The following is a 16,791-nucleotide window of genomic DNA, read 5'->3' as shown; positions in this document are numbered from 1 at the left end:
ATCCATTCTACTATACTGCAATAGTCTTACGGATCTGCAAAAACAACCAAAAAAAGAAAAAGGACTAGGATCCTAAATATTCTTACGACGCAATGCGAAAAATTTCCAATACAGCAGGTGCTTTAGACGCAATGCGTTATTCTACAGCAAGCTCATCCCTAGATGGTGCTCAAAAACTTGGAGCAGTTTCACAAACTGGCAATCTCAGTCAAGTTGCACAAAGAGGAGCAACATTTGCAGGAATGAATGATGCCAACAAACTAGTCGGACTAGGACAATCAATGGATAATTCAAATGTCGTCCAAGAACTCTCAAACCTTGCAAAACTCTCCCCTGCAACTTCTCAAAGAATCCAACAAGCCCTTGCCAGCAATGATAAAACCCAAGCCTACAAAATCTTTGCTCAAAACACCACAGGCACAAACATTTCAGGATTTGGTGGCTTAGGACAATTCAATCTCGCAGTCTCCCCAAATCGACCCGATGTCTCAGGCAATGTCTCCTCCGCTCTCTCTATCTCAGGAGGCTACACTGTCAATATGGGGTATGTCAGTTCAGCCGCAGCCTACGCACTAGGTGGAGCTGACGCAGCAAGAACACTTGCAGGAGCAGAATCAGTATCCAACGCCATTGGCAACGCACTCAACAATTTCGCCTCTGTCACCCCGTATGGAAAACATATACAAAACCTCAAAAAAATCACAAGCGTATTCCAAAACAACCGCCAAAACAGCAATATGGTGGGGAATAATATACCAAATAATGGTGGAGCAGGGGGAAGTGGAATTCCCACAATCCCCTAATTAAATAAGATTAGGAGCAAAGCTCGAGTGGATAATTTAGAAATGCTGTGTTTGTTTCAATGCCTTTTTTGTATCTATCTTTCTTGAGAATATACCAAGTATCATTTGCAACTGCCTTAACAAACACAAACTCATTCTTTTTGACTTTTTCAAACATTTCAGCTCTTGTGATGTTAAATTCAATTTGAGCATAATCGACATAGGCTGTTTTATCATTCTCGGTTCTCTCAATCAACGCATCCCTCAAAGCATTATATCTTGCCAACTTCAAATCCACAATATTCGCATTGCGTCTGATCTCATTATAATAAAACTCCTCAACCATTGCCACAAACTCAGGATTAATCCCCTCATTATCAATCATCCCATCATACACATCATCACGATTCAACCCCCTAAACACATACTTAGCTTTAGACAACGCCCTAAGGTATCCCATCTTATCATTCTTAACCAACCACCCAAAATAATCATCACTTGCCAAAATCCCCTCAATCTCCACAATCTGTTCTGCAAGTTGCTTCTTTGCACGATTATCCCAAAAACTATTCACCATCTCTGCCAATCTAATAGAACCAACAATGTTTGACATTTTTACTCCTTTACTTTTGATGATGTTATTATAACACTTCCTTTTGTATCTCTAGTCGTTTGAAATGGATATACAAAATATAGCAAAAGTAGTGTTTTTGATATTGAAAGTATTATCTTTTATATATAAAGTATTATTTTGTATATCAAAAGTATTGCAATCTATACAAAGATTATATTTTGTATGTGTTTTGTATATAAAAAGTAATGTTGTGTATATTGAAAATAATACTTTGTATAGCAAAAGTATAGTTTCTTATATCAAAAGTATTATTTTCTATATAAAAAGTATTGCTATGAGTAAAATCTTTTTTCAATGTTGATGGATTTGAGTAAATTACGACGCCCAACAGATGTTGTTTCTTTGAATTTCTTTTGGCTAATTCCAGCTTTTTTTAAAGCTCTAAAAATCCAATACTCATTACAGCCATATAGCGTTGTTGCAAGAATATTGACTACCTCTTGAGTCATTTCAATAAGAGGTTTCATTGTAATTACAACTTTCATTTCCTCAGCATCTGAACTTTGGAGAAATGTCTCAATGAATGACTTTTTGAAGGCGATACAATTCATTTGGACCACATCTTTTTCTTTGGTATCGCTCTTTTTTTGAATGATCAACGAGGAATAATAATTCATCTCTGACTTTTTTGTGTATTTTGATGAGACTGCTTTTAAACCCACTCTAGAATTGAAATAAGAGATACCAAAACCAAATTCAAATAACGCAGACATCACTCTTACATTAGGATTTGGCTCACCCACGACTAATCTAAAATCCTGAATGAATTTCAATCTGCTCTCAGGAGTAAAGAATTCAGACAAATTGTAGATGAAATAATTGTAATCGATGTTCAGAATATAGCCATATCTATTGTTTGTCAGCTCATCATAGATTTCATTTTTTGTTTGAGCAAACATTGGAACATAGGGAATGACTGGTGGAATGTTGTTATAAGATAGATTTTCAATAGCTTTTGCATTTTTGATGATGTTTTTGAGTGTTGCTCTGATCATAGGAATGTTGGCAATTACAGAAAGAGCTGAAGTTAATCCATTGTATGGGACAAGATCTAAATTGACTTCTTGTTTTGTATGTGGATGAGAATAGTATTCTGCATCTGTCATCATTTTTTTAAATTCGAGACTTCCTTTTTTTAATTTCTCTGCTTCTTTTAGCTCATATCCTAAAGTTTCAAATTCCCGTAATTTTCTCAATTCTCTTAATTCGTAAGCTGAAATTGCCACTGAAAACACTCCTGATATTTGAAATGTTGCAAATTATAGCACTTTTTTGTAGTGATGATTTTTTGTGGATGATTTGACATAATTTAATGGGGTTGTTTGACATAATTTCCATAGGTAGATTGACATAATTTAATGGGGTTGTTTGACATAATTTCCATAGGTAGATTGACATAATTTAATGGGGTTGTTTGACATAATTTCCATAGGTAGATTGACATAATTTAATGGGGTAGATTTATGCAGTTTTTTTCTTATTCTATGATGTCCCTCTCTCTGTGTATATAAGGGAGTTAGAATGATTTTTTGGTGTTGAGATTATTATATATAATATATATAATTATATATATGTAAAAACGATTTGTAGCTAAATCAATTAAGGAATAATTGGCAGATAAAGAATTAAGGAATAATTTGTAGCTAAATCAATTAAGAAATATTTGGCAAGTAAAAAATTAAAGAATATTTGGCAAATAAAATGGTTATTGTTTAAATATAAGTAATTTGGCGGTATTTTTTCTTTTGAAAAAATCGATTTGCTCGAGGAAATTGCATTTTTTTTGCCGTTTTTTTCGAAAAATCAAAAATTGAAAAGCCTTGGAAAATTCGCAAAAAATGCACAAAAAGTTCCGTATTCGGATTAAAATTGGCAAGTCCAAATTGTCGATCTTTTGAAATGGATTTTTGGTCAAAAAATGAGAGGTAGATCAAAATATCGCTTTAAATGGGCTTTAAATCGTTTTTGTATCAAAAGTAGTGTGTTGATATTCCTTAGGCAAAGAAAATCGATTTTTGATAGCAAAGAATGATGAAAAAGATAAAAAAAGAATAGCTAGAAAAGTAAAGTGGAAAATAAAAAATAAAATAGAGGTGTTGTCAGACTATGGATCTTGATTTTTTAGAAAAAATGATGAATTACATCATATATCTCATACAGAATGGTTGCCATTTTTTTCAAGATCTATGTCAATTAATCATTGAAGTTGTGTCTAAATATTTTACAAATTGATTACTTCATTTCAAAATCTTTTTCTTTTTTTTAGGGCAGATTTTGCAGATTTTTATCATCAAAGGTATGTGAATTACTTTTTTAAGTTTATAAATTTATATATTTGTAGTGTATGTGAATATGTGAATTCTGATTTTTTCTATGTTCCTCAAATATCGTCATTTGTGTAGCTTGAGAGATCTCTAATTTTTGAATCCTCAAAAATTCCTGCCCTAAAAAAAAAGAAATAACCCTAAAAAAAAAGAAAAATGAGTCTTGCTGGGATATAATCTAAATTATGAAAGAAAAGAAATTTATGCAACTAAATCTTTTTGATTATTCTGATTTGGATTATGACCTCAAGGATTATGCTGACAAATCGCTTTTGATTCGCAAATATAATCCCTTTACAAAACTCGCATTTGATCCAAAGAAGCTTTCAAGCTTGGATCTTGTTGTTAAAAATTGGCTTTTTTTCCTTTTACAAAATGCTCTCAACAAAAAGAAAGAACATTTTGCCTATCGCTCAGAAAGTATTCGATTGCATTATATTGCATTATTATGAGATTCGAAGATTCTTCAAGACTTATTATGAAGAATATAAGGGTGTTGAGATGAGACACAATTGGTTTGAGGATTTTAAATCAAGCATATCTAAACTCAAAAATATCAATTTTAAAATCTTGAATTGCTATTTGCCCGTCGTGGAAGAGATTGCCAAACAAAAGGACAAAGAGATTGCTTTGAAAGATAATTCTATGGTGGTGCTTGATTTGCAAAAAGAGAATTTCTTTTGTTCTAGCCACTTCAAAGAGGTATCTGAAGCAGAATTTAGTTTTTTGAGTAGCTGGGTGATTTTTGGCAACAAACGCCACAAGGAGATGCTTGAGTTTGAAATCACATTTCCAAAAGAAGTCGTATTTTTTGTTTCAGTGACAAGAGATTACACCAATCAGAAATTTGGAGATATTTTTGGCTTTTCAAACAAATACACTTATTGGCTCTATGAGTTGTTGCTTGAAGAGAGTGCTCGTGCAATTTCTAGAACATCAACACTGCATAGACAAGAATTTATTAATCGCGATGAGCTTGAGATCCCAGCCACAACTCTTGAAAACGCTTTTAGAATCGCTTATAGCAATAAAAAAAGCAGTGCTATCGAGGTTCTATCAGATTTGAAAAGACGCAATAAGTTAGATGAACTCAAATCTGTTTTTCCAAATTTTGATTACATTTATGACAAAGGATGTCGCACACTCAAATTCAGTGGAGTTTTGAAAAATTCCTAAATATCACTATTGTTTAATGTCAAATAATGGTTTTTAATTATGATCAAAGAAGTATCAAGAGCCCTAGTGGATTTTGTCTTTGGTGATGAGTGAAGTGGTAGAGAGGATTGATATTGAAATCTTGAGTGTTTGCTTCTTTGTTATTTAAAGTCATGTGGATTTGTTCTTTATTTTGACTATAGCCTTCCAATTGAATAAAGAACGAAAAAGAAGGGGGTAGATAAATAAACAAAGATGATAGAAAAAAACAAAATTTGAATCTTTCTTTGATTTGTAAGGGTGAGTTTTAGAAAATAATAAGAATGATGTAGAATAATTAGAGAACCAAGGATAAATAGAGTTAATACAAATAAGGCAAGTGCAATATAATAGAGTTCTTGTGTTATATAACTCTTTATATTTGCAAATAGTGCAACAATATGAGGATTTTCAATCATTGTTATTGGCACTAAAGCAAAATACCACAACAAGCAAACCATATCGTGAAAGCACCACTCCTTCAATAATTTAAAACTGAACAACAAAGCGATAATACAATACATCATCAGAGCCAAAAAGATAAGAGAGGGGGTTACAATGAGAACAAGTAATAAAACATTGACAATTTTATTGTCTGCAAATGATGAAAAATAAAGCATCGCAATGCAATAAATACAAATTAAGCAAAGATGATGGAAATATCTATTAATAAGTTTAGTTTTACTAATCCAACATATAAGAATAAATAGAATAAATGAGAAAACAAAAAATGAGAGCATTTCAAAAGTATCATTCCATCTTTGATACAAAGGAATCAATCCTATAAGTATCAATCTAATAGCAAGATTTTTCTTTTGTTTTTGTGTGTCGTGAATGAGATTGTAAAAATACATCATAAGAGGGGGGTAAAACATACATACACCGTATGACAATTGAAATAGAGTCTCAAATAAACTTTCTATCATTTTCCATCTCTAAAGATAGGTGCTACAAACTGACCTTATTCTTTCATTGCTCTATAATTAAACTTAACATCTTCTCTATGAGGAGTGGCTAGAAATACAACATCATCAATAATTTGTTTTAATTCTTTTGAAGCATATTTTACCACATTGCCTCCGTGAGAGTGGGCAACAAGACTTAAGGGCTCTCCTTTTTTGAGTTTCAATAACTCTTTTTGGATCATTTGAGCTAATGTCTCCCTGCCTATTTCCTTGCTTCAACATTATTATCTCCACCCCAAGAAAATCTTTTTGATTGTCATCTTATAGAGTCTCTGCCACTGCTTTTTTGAAATCAGATTTAAAATCAGTATGTTTCCTTCCTGTAGAAGTAGAGCCATAAAATCCACTAGAATCACTTGTTTCTTGATTTGCCAAATTGTTGTTGTAATGGTTTTGGCAGAGATGGCAAGAGTGGGAGTGTTGGCTTGAGTATGTAAGTTTTTGTGTGCCGTGTTATTTCTTAACCTTAGTAGGACAGAGCCATCAATATTTATCAATATTTCTAAATTGTTTAGTGTGTTTTTAAATCTTTTTCTCATTTCTTTGCTATGAGACTTGCTATTTTGTTTGTTTGATTTTTGGGATAAAAAAGAGAGCTAGATAGAGTAAAAACACAAAGAATAGAGATTCATTATTTCTCACTTAATTGCTTGTATCTCTATAAAATGCTTTGCACAAAATCTTGACAATTGCCGTGTTCCATCAAGTATTTTTCTACCTTCCTACACTAATTTGAGCTACAAACATCTCATCCTCATCAATTCCTATCTTTGTTCTTATTTGTAATCCTCGCTTCTTAAACCCTAGGTTCCAGACTAATGATAAGAAAAAGCAAAAATTTTCACAATGTCTTTGATCTTGAAAATCAATTTCAAAGATATTCATTGCCAATTCTAAGTTTGCAATATTGGAACTTTGCTGATATTCATTCCGCAGCTCCTCTTTAAAAAGACATTCTAAAAAATATTGATTTTTTCTATTAAGAATTGAAGGATGTAAAAAATCTGAAAATGCGAGTAAAAACTCCAAATGAGTACAAAAATCAAAATCATAGTGTTGCAATTCTTCAATCAAGGATTGAAAAGAAAAGATATCCTCTTTGGTTGTGCTTATTTCAATATTCACATCTTGTTTTGCATAAAAGCTTATTGTGTCTTCATTGAGCTCAAATACAAGAAAGGAGGAATACAAAAGATTCCAAAAAAACAATAAAGATCGATTTAGCTCTTGAATCTGAAGCAATTCTTCATCTGTGACTGGATTAAAGATTTGATAGAGATTAACTTGATTGATTTGTTTTTGTATCTCTTGTTGATTGATGTGCAAAATGAGCTCATCAATGCTCGTTTGATCAAAAGTGAAATCAAAAAACAACATATTTTTATAAGTAATAATCCTTGGATAAAACAGATTTTGGAGGAGGCTGAACAAATGATCAATAGAAAAATTATACGATACGAGCAAAACTAGATATTCTGAGACAATCGGAGGAATCCACTCTACAAAATTTTTTGCATTTTTTGAGCAAAAGGAATTTAAAAATCTTTTATTTTTCCCAAGATTTGGGTATTTCATCTGGTCTTGCCTCTCTAACTTTGTAGCCTTCATAGATTTTTCCATCTTTCTTTAGTTGTATTCTTTTTGTATCCATGCCCTCTTTCTGACATTAGTGAAGTATGTATAATCCCATTTTTATAATCTTTTTTTGAATATTTGTGGTTTTATCAAAAATAATCAAGTTTATACAATAGTCTTCAGTAATTGCATCCACAAGAATTTTTGCCTTTGGAAAATAAAGACTATGTCCTCTTCCTAATCTTGCTCCCATATATAAATTATTTGTTATATCCTGTTGAGTCATCTTGTGTAAAATAAGCTCATCATTGTCTTCGAAATAGATTTTATATCCTTCAAATTGCGATGAAAGCCAAATGACAAAATTAAATATTTTATCCTCATTTAATTGCTTTTGTTGCATCAAAGAATTTTGTGTTTTTAACAAATAAGAATCAAAGAAATAATTAATGATAAGTTTGCTGTATTCTTGTTCATCTTTAATCCGATGATCCCAAAGTGTAATAAAAAAATGAGATGTATTCTTTTTAAGAAAATTCCAATAAGGGTGTTCATTATCGTGTTTCAAACAACTATCAAATTCATCTTTTAGCTTGAAGAATTGCATAAGCAAATCATAATCTTTTTTGTCAATTAGATTTGATATCTGTCGCTTTGAGAGCTTTCTTGGTTTTGCATAGATTACTTTGTATCTTATATTTTTGGATAGATCTTGTGTAAGGTAAAAATTATGCTTTTTAATGATAGAGTTTATTTTTGCAATAACAATACTGTCTTCTATGAACATATGGATAAAACAATAGCAAGTTACATAAAATGCAATTTTTAATTCTTTAATGATTAGCAAGTCATCTGGAAAGCAATCTTGCATCCAGGAATAGCAATCAAAAGCCTCCCATTCTCGCAATGATGGAGTTTCAATGCGATAGAGAATCTGATCTGCAAGATGGGAAAAATCTTGCCAAGAAAGCATTTGTTTTTTTGTTAATTTATCTAAAACTTCGGGTCTAAATACTTGATAAACCTCAAATGTATTGGTGAGTTCCACCAAAAGAGTAAAAAAAATATTTTCTTGTAAATTTGTATAGCTTTGAATTTTATACTTTTGAGTTGGCACACAATAATAATGCATTATTTTGAAATAATCCTCCCATATTCATCTACAGAACCTTTCCTTTTTCCTTTTTTATCAAAGAGTTTATAATAACGCCCTCCGTGATTGGCATTATCTTTTTGAATCATTTCTCCCGTTTTGGGATTTTTAAAATATGGTTATTTAGAGTCTCCCTTGTATTTTTCATTTTTAACTCGCTTGGTAAAATCACTTATATCAATACGACCACAATCTTTATCCTTCTTGTCTCCATCTCCCTTCTTCCCACCATTAGCACTACCACCATTCCCTTTATTTGAAGAGGGGGTATTTTGTATCATCACCAAAAAGTATATTAACACTTTCTTTGATTCCTTGCCATTCTTTTCCTACAAACCTTTTGAATTCTTCTAGGCTTGGAGCTTTCTTGTATTTGGAAACATAATTCGTAGCAAATCTTGAAATCTTAAAAGCTGTTCCTATAACCCTATTATCCTTCTCTCCATTCCCCATAGCATCATTAACATAAGCCTTGATATTCCTTTAGAAATATCTTCATTGTTATAGAGTGTAAGAAGTGCATTAAATCCATCTTTTCCACTTGCAATTTGCACAACCTCTTGTAAAACTTCTAGCATTTCTTTAGAGTTAAGATTGGTGAGTCCATTAAGAGCAGTGATGAGATCTTGGTTTTGAGAGATGGAGGTGATGAGTGAAGTGGTAGAAAGATCGGTATGCACTCCTAGAGATTGTGGAGTGTCTTGATTTGAAACAATCTCTATCTTTGCTTGAGGATTCAAACTTCCTATGCTTGCATAGGCTAAGACTGATTCCAAAGCTTTTGATTCTGTGAGAGTGAAAAAGAAGCTGGGGGATATAGAAAAGAAAGAGAAAAAGAAGTATAAAAAGAGCTTCATTGATTGTTGGATTATTTCTTGAGCTTTTTGTTTTGATAGAGCTTCAAGAAATAGCGACTATAATAGAAAAAGAGGATAAGACCATAGATTGTAAAAGGGGGGACAAAAAAGAAAAGTATCCACAATCCATCAAGATTGAAAACAAGGGATAAGGGCTTATAGATGAGAAGTTTGAGAATTGGATCTTCAAGAGAAGCAATTACAATTACACCAAAACACCAAAGAATACACACTCTATCATGCCTATTGAAATAAGACTTTTGAAAAAGTAAAAGTCCGACAAACCAATAAAGAAGCAGAGAAAGAGCAATAAAACTAATCACCCAAACTATGAAGCTCAATAAGACATCATAGGGTGGAAAATAATTTGTGTATCTAGTCAATAAATAAAAAGAAAACATCGTAAGATAATATAAGTAGATCAAAAACAAGTGGCGGAAATAGTGAGCAGAAAAGAAATAGGACAAAAAAAGCGACAGAATTAAAATCACTACAATAAGGCAAATAACTCCTATTAGAAAAAGATTATACGCAGGCATAAATAGAAATGGAGTGCATGTGGGAATCAATCCTATAACAACCATTCTTAAGGCAGTGTTTTTGAGAATTATTCCTGTAGGATTGAGGAGATTATAGAAATAAAGCAAAAGTGGGACAAGAACAAAAATAAAGATTAGTGCAATATGGATTAAGCCTCCAATGATTAGAATCCCTAGCTCTACAATTTCCATCTACTTCCTTAATATTGGATCGACATATTGATTCCATTTATCGCGAGTTTGGATTGTGGTGTGAGCGTCATATTGTTTGTATAATGGTGTTGTGTTGATGCGAATATTGGTAGCTTCTGGTATGGTTTGATCGGCAAGTCCATCTATTACCATATTTCCAAGATATCGCTGAATCACGAGATCGCTCTTATCATACACATTCACCACCTTTCCTCCCTTCTTGACTGCTTTGTAATTCCACTTCGCATTCTTTCTGTATGGAGTGGCTAGAAAGATAGCATTATCAACAATTTATTTTAATTCTTTTGAAGCATATTTTACTATATTGCCTCCGTGAGAGTAGGCAACAAGATTTAATGATTCTTTGTTTTTGTTGTAGATGAAATTTGGAAAATTATTTTTATAAATCTCAAAAAATCTAGGTATTTTTATGATCTGCAAATTTAAGAGTTCAAATATAGAGTCAAGATATTCTTCTGCACAATGATGAATAAATTTGCTTTTGATTTCTAAAATTTCTAAAGGCTTAATGACATAGCTTTGATAGAGCACATCACTCCAGTCTGCACATTCTAAATCCCAAAAATAACTTTCAATTTGATAAAGCAAAATTGCCCTGATCTTCAAAGAAGTGCAACCCATCAAAGAGAAATAATCTCCCCCCATTCCTAAAAACTCTAGAATTGGTCTCCTAGCATCAAAATCTTGCCACTCAAAGATTAGCTCTTCATTGGCATAAGCTTCATAGAGATCCTTTGATTGAGGATTTGGGATTGCCTTGGGCTTAGCTTTGGTGATGAGAGGGGTGTTGTCGAGTTTAGTGTGAATGGTGGCTTGTGGATGTGTCAAAAAAGGTGTTTTGTGCCCCCAATATAACTCATAAGCATCTTTATCAAAATAATTGATAAATTTGAGTTTGGTGCCAACGCCTGTCGCAATTAATTTAACTGCCATAGGGATTCCTTGAGTGCTTCTTTGTCTTTAAAGATTCTTGTTGGTTTGTTGAGATTATGAATCTCAAAATAGCGTTCAAGTCCTGTGAGTAAAACTTCTATTTCTTTAGAATAATGGGGCTCTTGCATCACAAATTTGCTTTTGATTTCTAAAATTTCTAAAGGCTTAATGACATAGCTTTGATAGAGCACATCACTCCAGTCTGCACATTCTAAATCCCAAAAATAACTTTCAATTTGATAAAGCAAAATTGCCCTGATCTTCAAAGAAGTGCAACCCATCAAAGAGAAATAATCTCCCCCCATTCCTAAAAACTCTAGAATTGGTCTCCTAGCATCAAAATCTTGCCACTCAAAGATTAGCTCTTCATTGGCATAAGCTTCATAGAGGTTAGAAGCTCTAGATTTGGGCGTATCATAAGACAAAAGTGGCACAACAAAAAAATCATTATTAATATCGTAATGCACTAAACCCATAGAAGTGGGTACAAGATTCCCCAAAAGATTGAAACTCCCAATGCACTTCCCAAAATCCATATTTTCCTTTTTGCTTAAATGTATGCCCGTTGCAATGAGTTTCATTGTTATCCTTCTGTATTATGGAGTAGCTGGAACAATATGAAAATTTCCATTTTTGTCATAATGAATTGTTCCCCTGCTCGTTGGAGTAAATTTCCCAGTAGTCTTATCATAATGTTTCCCAATAATTCTATCAAAATCTATAACTTCTCTATGTTGCCCTGATCCTTTCTGTTTGACAATTTTTTCTAAGAATTTTGAATCCACTTCAATTGGACTTTTTGAAGTGTTTTGTGTTGCAGTTTTATGCTCATTGGTTCCAACAATATGTTTATTTTGTTTGTTTTGATTTAATTGCCCATTTTTTTTATCCTTCTTGTCTCCATCTCCCTTATTCCCACCATTGGCACTACTACCATTCCCTTTATTTGAAGGGGGGGTATTTTGTGTTTTAGGGCTATCATCATTTGTTGCCATATAATAAATGGATTTGAAATCAATCCCCGTTCCTATGGGAGCAAACCCCAAAGAGCTAGACATCAAAAGGCGTCTGAAAGAAATAGCAGCATTAAGCTTGTCAGGAAGAGAATCATCACCAAAAAGTATATCAACACTTTCTTTGATTCCTTGCCATTCTTTTCCTACAAACCTTTTGAATTCTTCTAGGCTTGGAGCTTTCTTATATTTGGAAATATAATCTGCAGCAAATCTTGAAATCTTAAAAGCTGTTCCTATAACTCTATTATCCCTCTCCCCATTCCCCATAGTATCATTAATATAAGCCTTGATATTCCTTGTATTCCCCTCTTGCAGTATCTTTGAGTTTGCATATCTAGCATTCCACTCTCGAGTGCTGATTGTATTGGTATTCTGATTGGCATAGTTTAAGAAGTGATAGGCACTTTGGACACTAAAAGATTTTATTTTTTACACTTCTTCTTTTAAGCCATAGGGAATTTCTTTGGGATACGGTAGATTATTTGGATGATTGATAATCTTATCTTGATATTTTGGATGCACTAATTTAATCTCATCTGCTAAATTTTCTTTCTCATGACTTTTTGACTTTATAAAATTTTGTATATTTTTAGCAATTATTTTTGCCTTAAGTTTTGGAGAATATCCATAGTCAATACTTACATTGTTATATAAAAGGTTGTTGGGCAGTGTTTGGCTAAAACGCTTAATTTCAAATCCCTCAATAAACATTTCTTGCAAAAAATCTTCAAAATATTGAATGGGTGTTTGATGGCGAGAATAATCTTGAGCTTGCCGAATAATTTTTTCATATAAAGCTAGAATAGAACAGCTAAAATCTTCTTGAATGAATTGATCAATTAGATCTTGAATCCAAAGATCTCTATCTTGATTATGGATGACTTTACTTTCTATCTCATCAATAATTTTTTTAATAACATCTGATTTAATGACAATATTTTTCAATACAAAAGCACTAGCTCGACCCTTATTGTGTAGAAAAGGCTGCAGATTTGTATCCATAAGATCAATGCTGTATAAATCAAAATAAAAAATGCCACATAAATCAGTATGAAAACAGATATGACTACCCCCTTGAAATTCGGATGCAGAGTAATGATTGGGAATCTTAACTTCTTTTGATTGTTGATGTTTTAAAAACTCTTTGAGCGGAATGAGAATATTTTCTACCCTCTCAGTTGTGCTAGGTGAAAACTCCCAATAACCTTTTGCCACAATTTGTATCGATCTTTCTCTATCCCAATAGCCAAAAATCCAAGTGTAGCAGTAATATTCCAAATCCTGCTGAACTGAAAAATAGACTCCCTCGCCAAGATGATTTTTCTTTTGGAAAATTTGTAATGTTTTATTTGATTTTAAAATCATCAAAGCTCCTGTTTTTATATTGTAATTGAAGTGTATAGTTATCCTCTCATTCTTTGGACCATCTTTAAAGCGTTGCATCTTAACCCACCCCTCATTGCTTGGCCATCTAGAATCATTCATTTTGATGGGAACTTGTGTTGCTCCCTCTAATGGATTATTTTTGACTTCTTGCATGAAGTTCTTTTCAAATTGCGTAGATGGCTGTCTTTTTGCTATAGAGCCCTTATGTGCAATTTTACTCTTTTTGCTTTCTTGCTTTGTAAAATACTCAACATTTTTTTACAAAGCCAAAACCTCCAATCCCTCTCCCCATTCCCTACAACATCATTAATATATAAGCCTTGATATTTCTTTGGAAATATCTTCATTGTTATAGAGTGTAAGAAGTGCATTAAATCCATCTTTTCCACTTGCAATTTGCACAACCTCTTGTAAAACTTCTAGCATTTCTTTAGAGTCCATTAAGATCAGTGATGAGATCTTGGTTTTGAGAGATGGAGGTGATGAGTGAAGTGGTAGAGAGTAGTTTAATGATTGAAAGATTTCAATCCTTCTTCATTAATAGCTTTTTGATTGGTGGTGCTACATTTCCCTTGTATTACAATAAACCAACATTAAGCAATTTATCAATGAAGCACTCAATCGCCTTGCCTAAAGGTGTTGGATAGTTTTGATTATCAAAGCATTGCAACATCATTATTGTGAGAGTATAAATTAGAACCCCAAGAGATTTTGCATCCCTAATTAAAAGAAAAAAACGACAATTAGAAAAAATCTCAATTTCTACTTTTGAGGATGAATCTGCTCTAAGATATTTATGGATAGATTTGATATTTTTCCCTTTCCAGACCCCAATAACTTCTAAAGAATAATTTTGCAACAGCATAATATTGCTATTACTCACAATAAAACCCTCTTGTGTGTATGCCTGAGTGTTATCAAGCATACATTTAGCAAGCTCTTTATTTAGTTGATTCCAGACTTGTGATGTGCTGTGAATACATACATGAATATTTAATTCATAAGCTAGAATTTTTAACTCTACTAATGTAAGGCTTATTTTTTTGATTTGTTTCTTCATACAATTTCTGTCAAAACCTTAGGGTTAGCTCTAAAATTGGTTTGCATACTTGATAACCAAGATGCCATTTTGGGGGAGATTCCACAATCATAAACATTCTCCCCATAAAAAGTAGGCACAAAGCAAATACTTGCTGACAGCCCACACTCTTTGTATTTGTCAAGTATCTCAATAATCTCCTTTTCTCTTTTTTGAAATCTTGCAACAAATTTTTCAAAATTCATATCAATATCCCAATCGCGATATGTTTTTGATTGTTTAGTCCATCTTGTAAATTTAGAAATACTAGTTTGATTAAATGCCACAAAGCTTTCTCCCATCATTTTACTTTCAGAAGGCTTGATTCTTAGCTTTTTGCTAATCCAATCCAACTCAATCAAAAGTGCTTGATCTCCACTAGCTTCAAGGGTAAATTCAAAGTAATAATGGGGTTTTTGGCGAAATTTTAGATGTGATAATTGAGGATTGGGTTCAAAGTAGGCGTCAGTTGTAAAAAACGATTTTGTAGTAGATAAAAAACGCATAATATGAAGTGGGATTTTTATTTTATAGGCATTTTGATCATAAAAAGTAGGCACAAAGCAAATACTTGCTGACAGCCCACACTCTTTGTATTTGTCAAGTATCTCAATAATCTCCTTTTCTCTTTTTTGAAATCTTGCAACAAATTTTTCAAAATTCATATCAATATCCCAATCGCGATATGTTTTTGATTGTTTAGTCCATCTTGTAAATTTAGAAATACTAGTTTGATTAAATGCCACAAAGCTTTCTCCCATCATTTTACTTTCAGAAGGCTTGATTCTTAGCTTTTTGCTAATCCAATCCAACTCAATCAAAAGTGCTTGATCTCCACTAGCTTCAAGGGTAAATTCAAAGTAATAATGGGGTTTTTCATGAATAGACATTATATGTTCCTTAGTTTATAAAAATATTTGTAGGAATAGAAGCCCTTCTATCTTTTGATTTAAGAGTAATTTCCCCTGTTTTCGTATTTCTATAGAGATCGAACTTGCCCACATTGTTTTTTCCTGACATATTATTCTTTGAATTTATAGATATCACCCACCTGCTTTTTGTTATGGATTTTGAAAGGGTTTTGACATCTTTAGGGGTAGATTCATTGTAGCGATTATTTCCCTTACCCCTCCTCTTGCTCCTCATCACTACTCTTTTTCCTACCATTAGCACTTCTATCATTTCTCCTTTGGTCATTTGGTTGGGTGTTTTGTGACTTTTGTCATTTCTTTGAGTGCTGATTTCTAATCAAGTATCGCTCAATGTCTTTGTATTTTTGTGCCTTTTGTGCAAAAAAATCTTCTTTGTAATTAAAAATCACATCATTATTGATTTCTTCTAAATTATCAGATAGCCTCCAATTTTCACATTCTTTTCTTGTATCAACAAAGACTTGTAAACAAAAATCTTTTTCAAACTTGAGAAAAAAATCTCCAAAACTTTTAACTTTAATCATTTTAATTTTTAAAGGCAGGGGGAGAAGATTGATTTGATATACATTCTCAAAGAAAAGCTTTTCATAAGATCCAAAGAGAATCATTTCATTTTGAATGAATCGAAACGGAGATTGAATCTCTAAATCAAATCTAGGTATTTCTACCTTGGTATTGATTTTGACATTTTCTCCAATTGATAAGCAAAGAATGGCTTTATAAACATAAACATCTTTGACCTGTAAATTTTCTAAAATTTTAAGCATCTAAACTTCTTTAAAAACAATATGTTTTGGAGAGCTATGTGATAAATCAATCCATCTCCAATGTTCAAGCTCTTCTTTTGAAGAATCAATAAAGCATTCAAATGTAATCTTATGATCAAAAATGATTGAAATATCCCTAAGTGTATTAATTTTTAAACGAATAATTCTTAAAGGTAAAATATTTATGAGTTTTTCCAAAAAAGAATCCGCAAGAGTATTACCCCATCGATATTCTAGCTCCTCTTTGGCATGATTGGTCAAATCAAAAGAACCCACAAATATTCTATTGTGCTTTTTAAATCTCCAATGGGATTGAATATGCAAAGCATGCTCAATCCCATTACAATCTCGAAAATTCAATCTGAGCATGTATCCACTCCTGTGAATGGAAACTAATTCAATTGGTAGTTTTTCAATAGATCTCATTTATCAAATAATCCCTT

General features: G+C 32.4%; 21 protein-coding genes. 3 read left to right on the top strand and 18 right to left on the bottom strand.

The window, feature by feature from the left end; genetic code table 11:
• The first annotated feature begins 92 nt into the window (after positions 1 to 92).
• Positions 93 to 803, top strand: coding sequence for a hypothetical protein (locus BBW65_RS05775; protein WP_066339677.1), 711 nt, complete (start codon positions 93 to 95; stop codon positions 801 to 803).
• A gap of 10 nt (positions 804 to 813) precedes the next feature.
• Here the strand turns inward: BBW65_RS05775 and BBW65_RS05770 are convergent, their stop codons facing one another.
• Positions 814 to 1,395: a hypothetical protein gene (locus BBW65_RS05770; RefSeq protein WP_066339674.1), complete on the bottom strand. Its 582-nt coding sequence runs from the start codon at positions 1,393 to 1,395 to the stop codon at positions 814 to 816.
• A gap of 293 nt (positions 1,396 to 1,688) precedes the next feature.
• Entirely contained in the window at positions 1,689 to 2,642 is a 954-nt protein-coding gene (locus tag BBW65_RS05765; protein WP_066340930.1) for a hypothetical protein, read from the bottom strand.
• Between the two features lie 1,301 nt (positions 2,643 to 3,943).
• On the opposite strand from BBW65_RS05765, the gene BBW65_RS05755 reads away from it, so the two are divergent.
• On the top strand, positions 3,944 to 4,192 hold the full coding sequence (locus BBW65_RS05755; protein WP_066340925.1) for a hypothetical protein: 249 nt from the start codon (positions 3,944 to 3,946) through the stop codon (positions 4,190 to 4,192).
• A gap of 49 nt (positions 4,193 to 4,241) precedes the next feature.
• A complete protein-coding gene (locus tag BBW65_RS05750) occupies positions 4,242 to 4,916 on the top strand; it encodes a hypothetical protein (protein WP_066340920.1) in 675 nt (224 codons plus the stop codon).
• Positions 4,917 to 5,895: 979 nt separating this feature from the next.
• Here the strand turns inward: BBW65_RS05750 and BBW65_RS05740 are convergent.
• The 16 genes from BBW65_RS05740 to BBW65_RS05660 all read right to left on the bottom strand — a co-directional run bounded on the left by BBW65_RS05740 (position 5,896) and on the right by BBW65_RS05660 (position 16,774).
• Positions 5,896 to 6,063, bottom strand: coding sequence for a lipase family protein (locus BBW65_RS05740; protein ID WP_199919399.1), 168 nt, complete (start codon positions 6,061 to 6,063; stop codon positions 5,896 to 5,898).
• Positions 6,064 to 6,123: 60 nt separating this feature from the next.
• Complete coding sequence (locus BBW65_RS05735; RefSeq protein WP_066340914.1) at positions 6,124 to 6,438, bottom strand: hypothetical protein; 315 nt, start codon at positions 6,436 to 6,438, stop codon at positions 6,124 to 6,126.
• Positions 6,439 to 6,613: 175 nt separating this feature from the next.
• On the bottom strand, positions 6,614 to 7,507 hold the full coding sequence (locus BBW65_RS05730) for a hypothetical protein (RefSeq protein WP_066340913.1): 894 nt from the start codon (positions 7,505 to 7,507) through the stop codon (positions 6,614 to 6,616).
• Positions 7,508 to 7,565: 58 nt separating this feature from the next.
• The gene (locus BBW65_RS05725) at positions 7,566 to 8,606 is read right to left on the bottom strand and encodes a hypothetical protein (protein WP_066340911.1); all 1,041 of its coding nucleotides are present in this window, start codon (positions 8,604 to 8,606) and stop codon (positions 7,566 to 7,568) included.
• Positions 8,607 to 8,746: 140 nt separating this feature from the next.
• Positions 8,747 to 8,929, bottom strand: coding sequence for a hypothetical protein (locus BBW65_RS07885; RefSeq protein WP_199919398.1), 183 nt, complete (start codon positions 8,927 to 8,929; stop codon positions 8,747 to 8,749).
• A gap of 117 nt (positions 8,930 to 9,046) precedes the next feature.
• Entirely contained in the window at positions 9,047 to 9,367 is a 321-nt protein-coding gene (locus tag BBW65_RS05715) for a hypothetical protein (protein WP_066340907.1), read from the bottom strand.
• A gap of 848 nt (positions 9,368 to 10,215) precedes the next feature.
• On the bottom strand, positions 10,216 to 10,422 hold the full coding sequence (locus tag BBW65_RS05705) for a hypothetical protein (protein WP_066340904.1): 207 nt from the start codon (positions 10,420 to 10,422) through the stop codon (positions 10,216 to 10,218).
• Positions 10,423 to 10,506: 84 nt separating this feature from the next.
• On the bottom strand, positions 10,507 to 11,169 hold the full coding sequence (locus BBW65_RS05700) for a hypothetical protein (protein ID WP_199919397.1): 663 nt from the start codon (positions 11,167 to 11,169) through the stop codon (positions 10,507 to 10,509).
• Positions 11,154 to 11,750: a hypothetical protein gene (locus tag BBW65_RS05695; RefSeq protein WP_066340901.1), complete on the bottom strand. Its 597-nt coding sequence runs from the start codon at positions 11,748 to 11,750 to the stop codon at positions 11,154 to 11,156. Before BBW65_RS05695 ends, BBW65_RS05700 begins: the two co-directional genes overlap by 16 nt.
• Before the next feature lie 15 nt (positions 11,751 to 11,765).
• A complete protein-coding gene (locus BBW65_RS05690; RefSeq protein WP_066340898.1) occupies positions 11,766 to 12,452 on the bottom strand; it encodes a polymorphic toxin type 50 domain-containing protein in 687 nt (228 codons plus the stop codon).
• A 162-nt stretch (positions 12,453 to 12,614) separates the two neighbouring features.
• A complete protein-coding gene (locus tag BBW65_RS05685) occupies positions 12,615 to 13,724 on the bottom strand; it encodes a hypothetical protein (RefSeq protein WP_066340896.1) in 1,110 nt (369 codons plus the stop codon).
• 424 nt (positions 13,725 to 14,148) lie between these two features.
• On the bottom strand, positions 14,149 to 14,631 hold the full coding sequence (locus BBW65_RS05680; protein ID WP_199919396.1) for a hypothetical protein: 483 nt from the start codon (positions 14,629 to 14,631) through the stop codon (positions 14,149 to 14,151).
• Positions 14,628 to 15,539 (bottom strand): DUF4279 domain-containing protein, encoded by a 912-nt coding sequence (locus tag BBW65_RS05675; RefSeq protein WP_066340888.1) that lies wholly within the window; start codon positions 15,537 to 15,539, stop codon positions 14,628 to 14,630. The genes BBW65_RS05680 and BBW65_RS05675 overlap by 4 nt, the downstream gene beginning before the upstream one ends.
• 10 nt (positions 15,540 to 15,549) lie before the next feature.
• Positions 15,550 to 15,831 carry a hypothetical protein gene (locus BBW65_RS05670; RefSeq protein ID WP_066340886.1) on the bottom strand — a complete coding sequence of 94 codons (282 nt, stop codon included), beginning with the start codon at positions 15,829 to 15,831 and terminating at the stop codon, positions 15,550 to 15,552.
• 40 nt (positions 15,832 to 15,871) lie between these two features.
• Positions 15,872 to 16,348, bottom strand: coding sequence for a hypothetical protein (locus BBW65_RS05665; RefSeq protein WP_066340884.1), 477 nt, complete (start codon positions 16,346 to 16,348; stop codon positions 15,872 to 15,874).
• Positions 16,349 to 16,774, bottom strand: coding sequence for a hypothetical protein (locus BBW65_RS05660; RefSeq protein ID WP_199919395.1), 426 nt, complete (start codon positions 16,772 to 16,774; stop codon positions 16,349 to 16,351).
• Positions 16,775 to 16,791: the final 17 nt, after the last annotated feature.

It is taken from the genome of Helicobacter enhydrae, from assembly GCF_001693335.1.
GTDB classification, from domain to species: Bacteria; Campylobacterota; Campylobacteria; order Campylobacterales; family Helicobacteraceae; genus Helicobacter_G; species Helicobacter_G enhydrae.
This window is presented reverse-complemented; position numbering and strand designations above follow the sequence as displayed.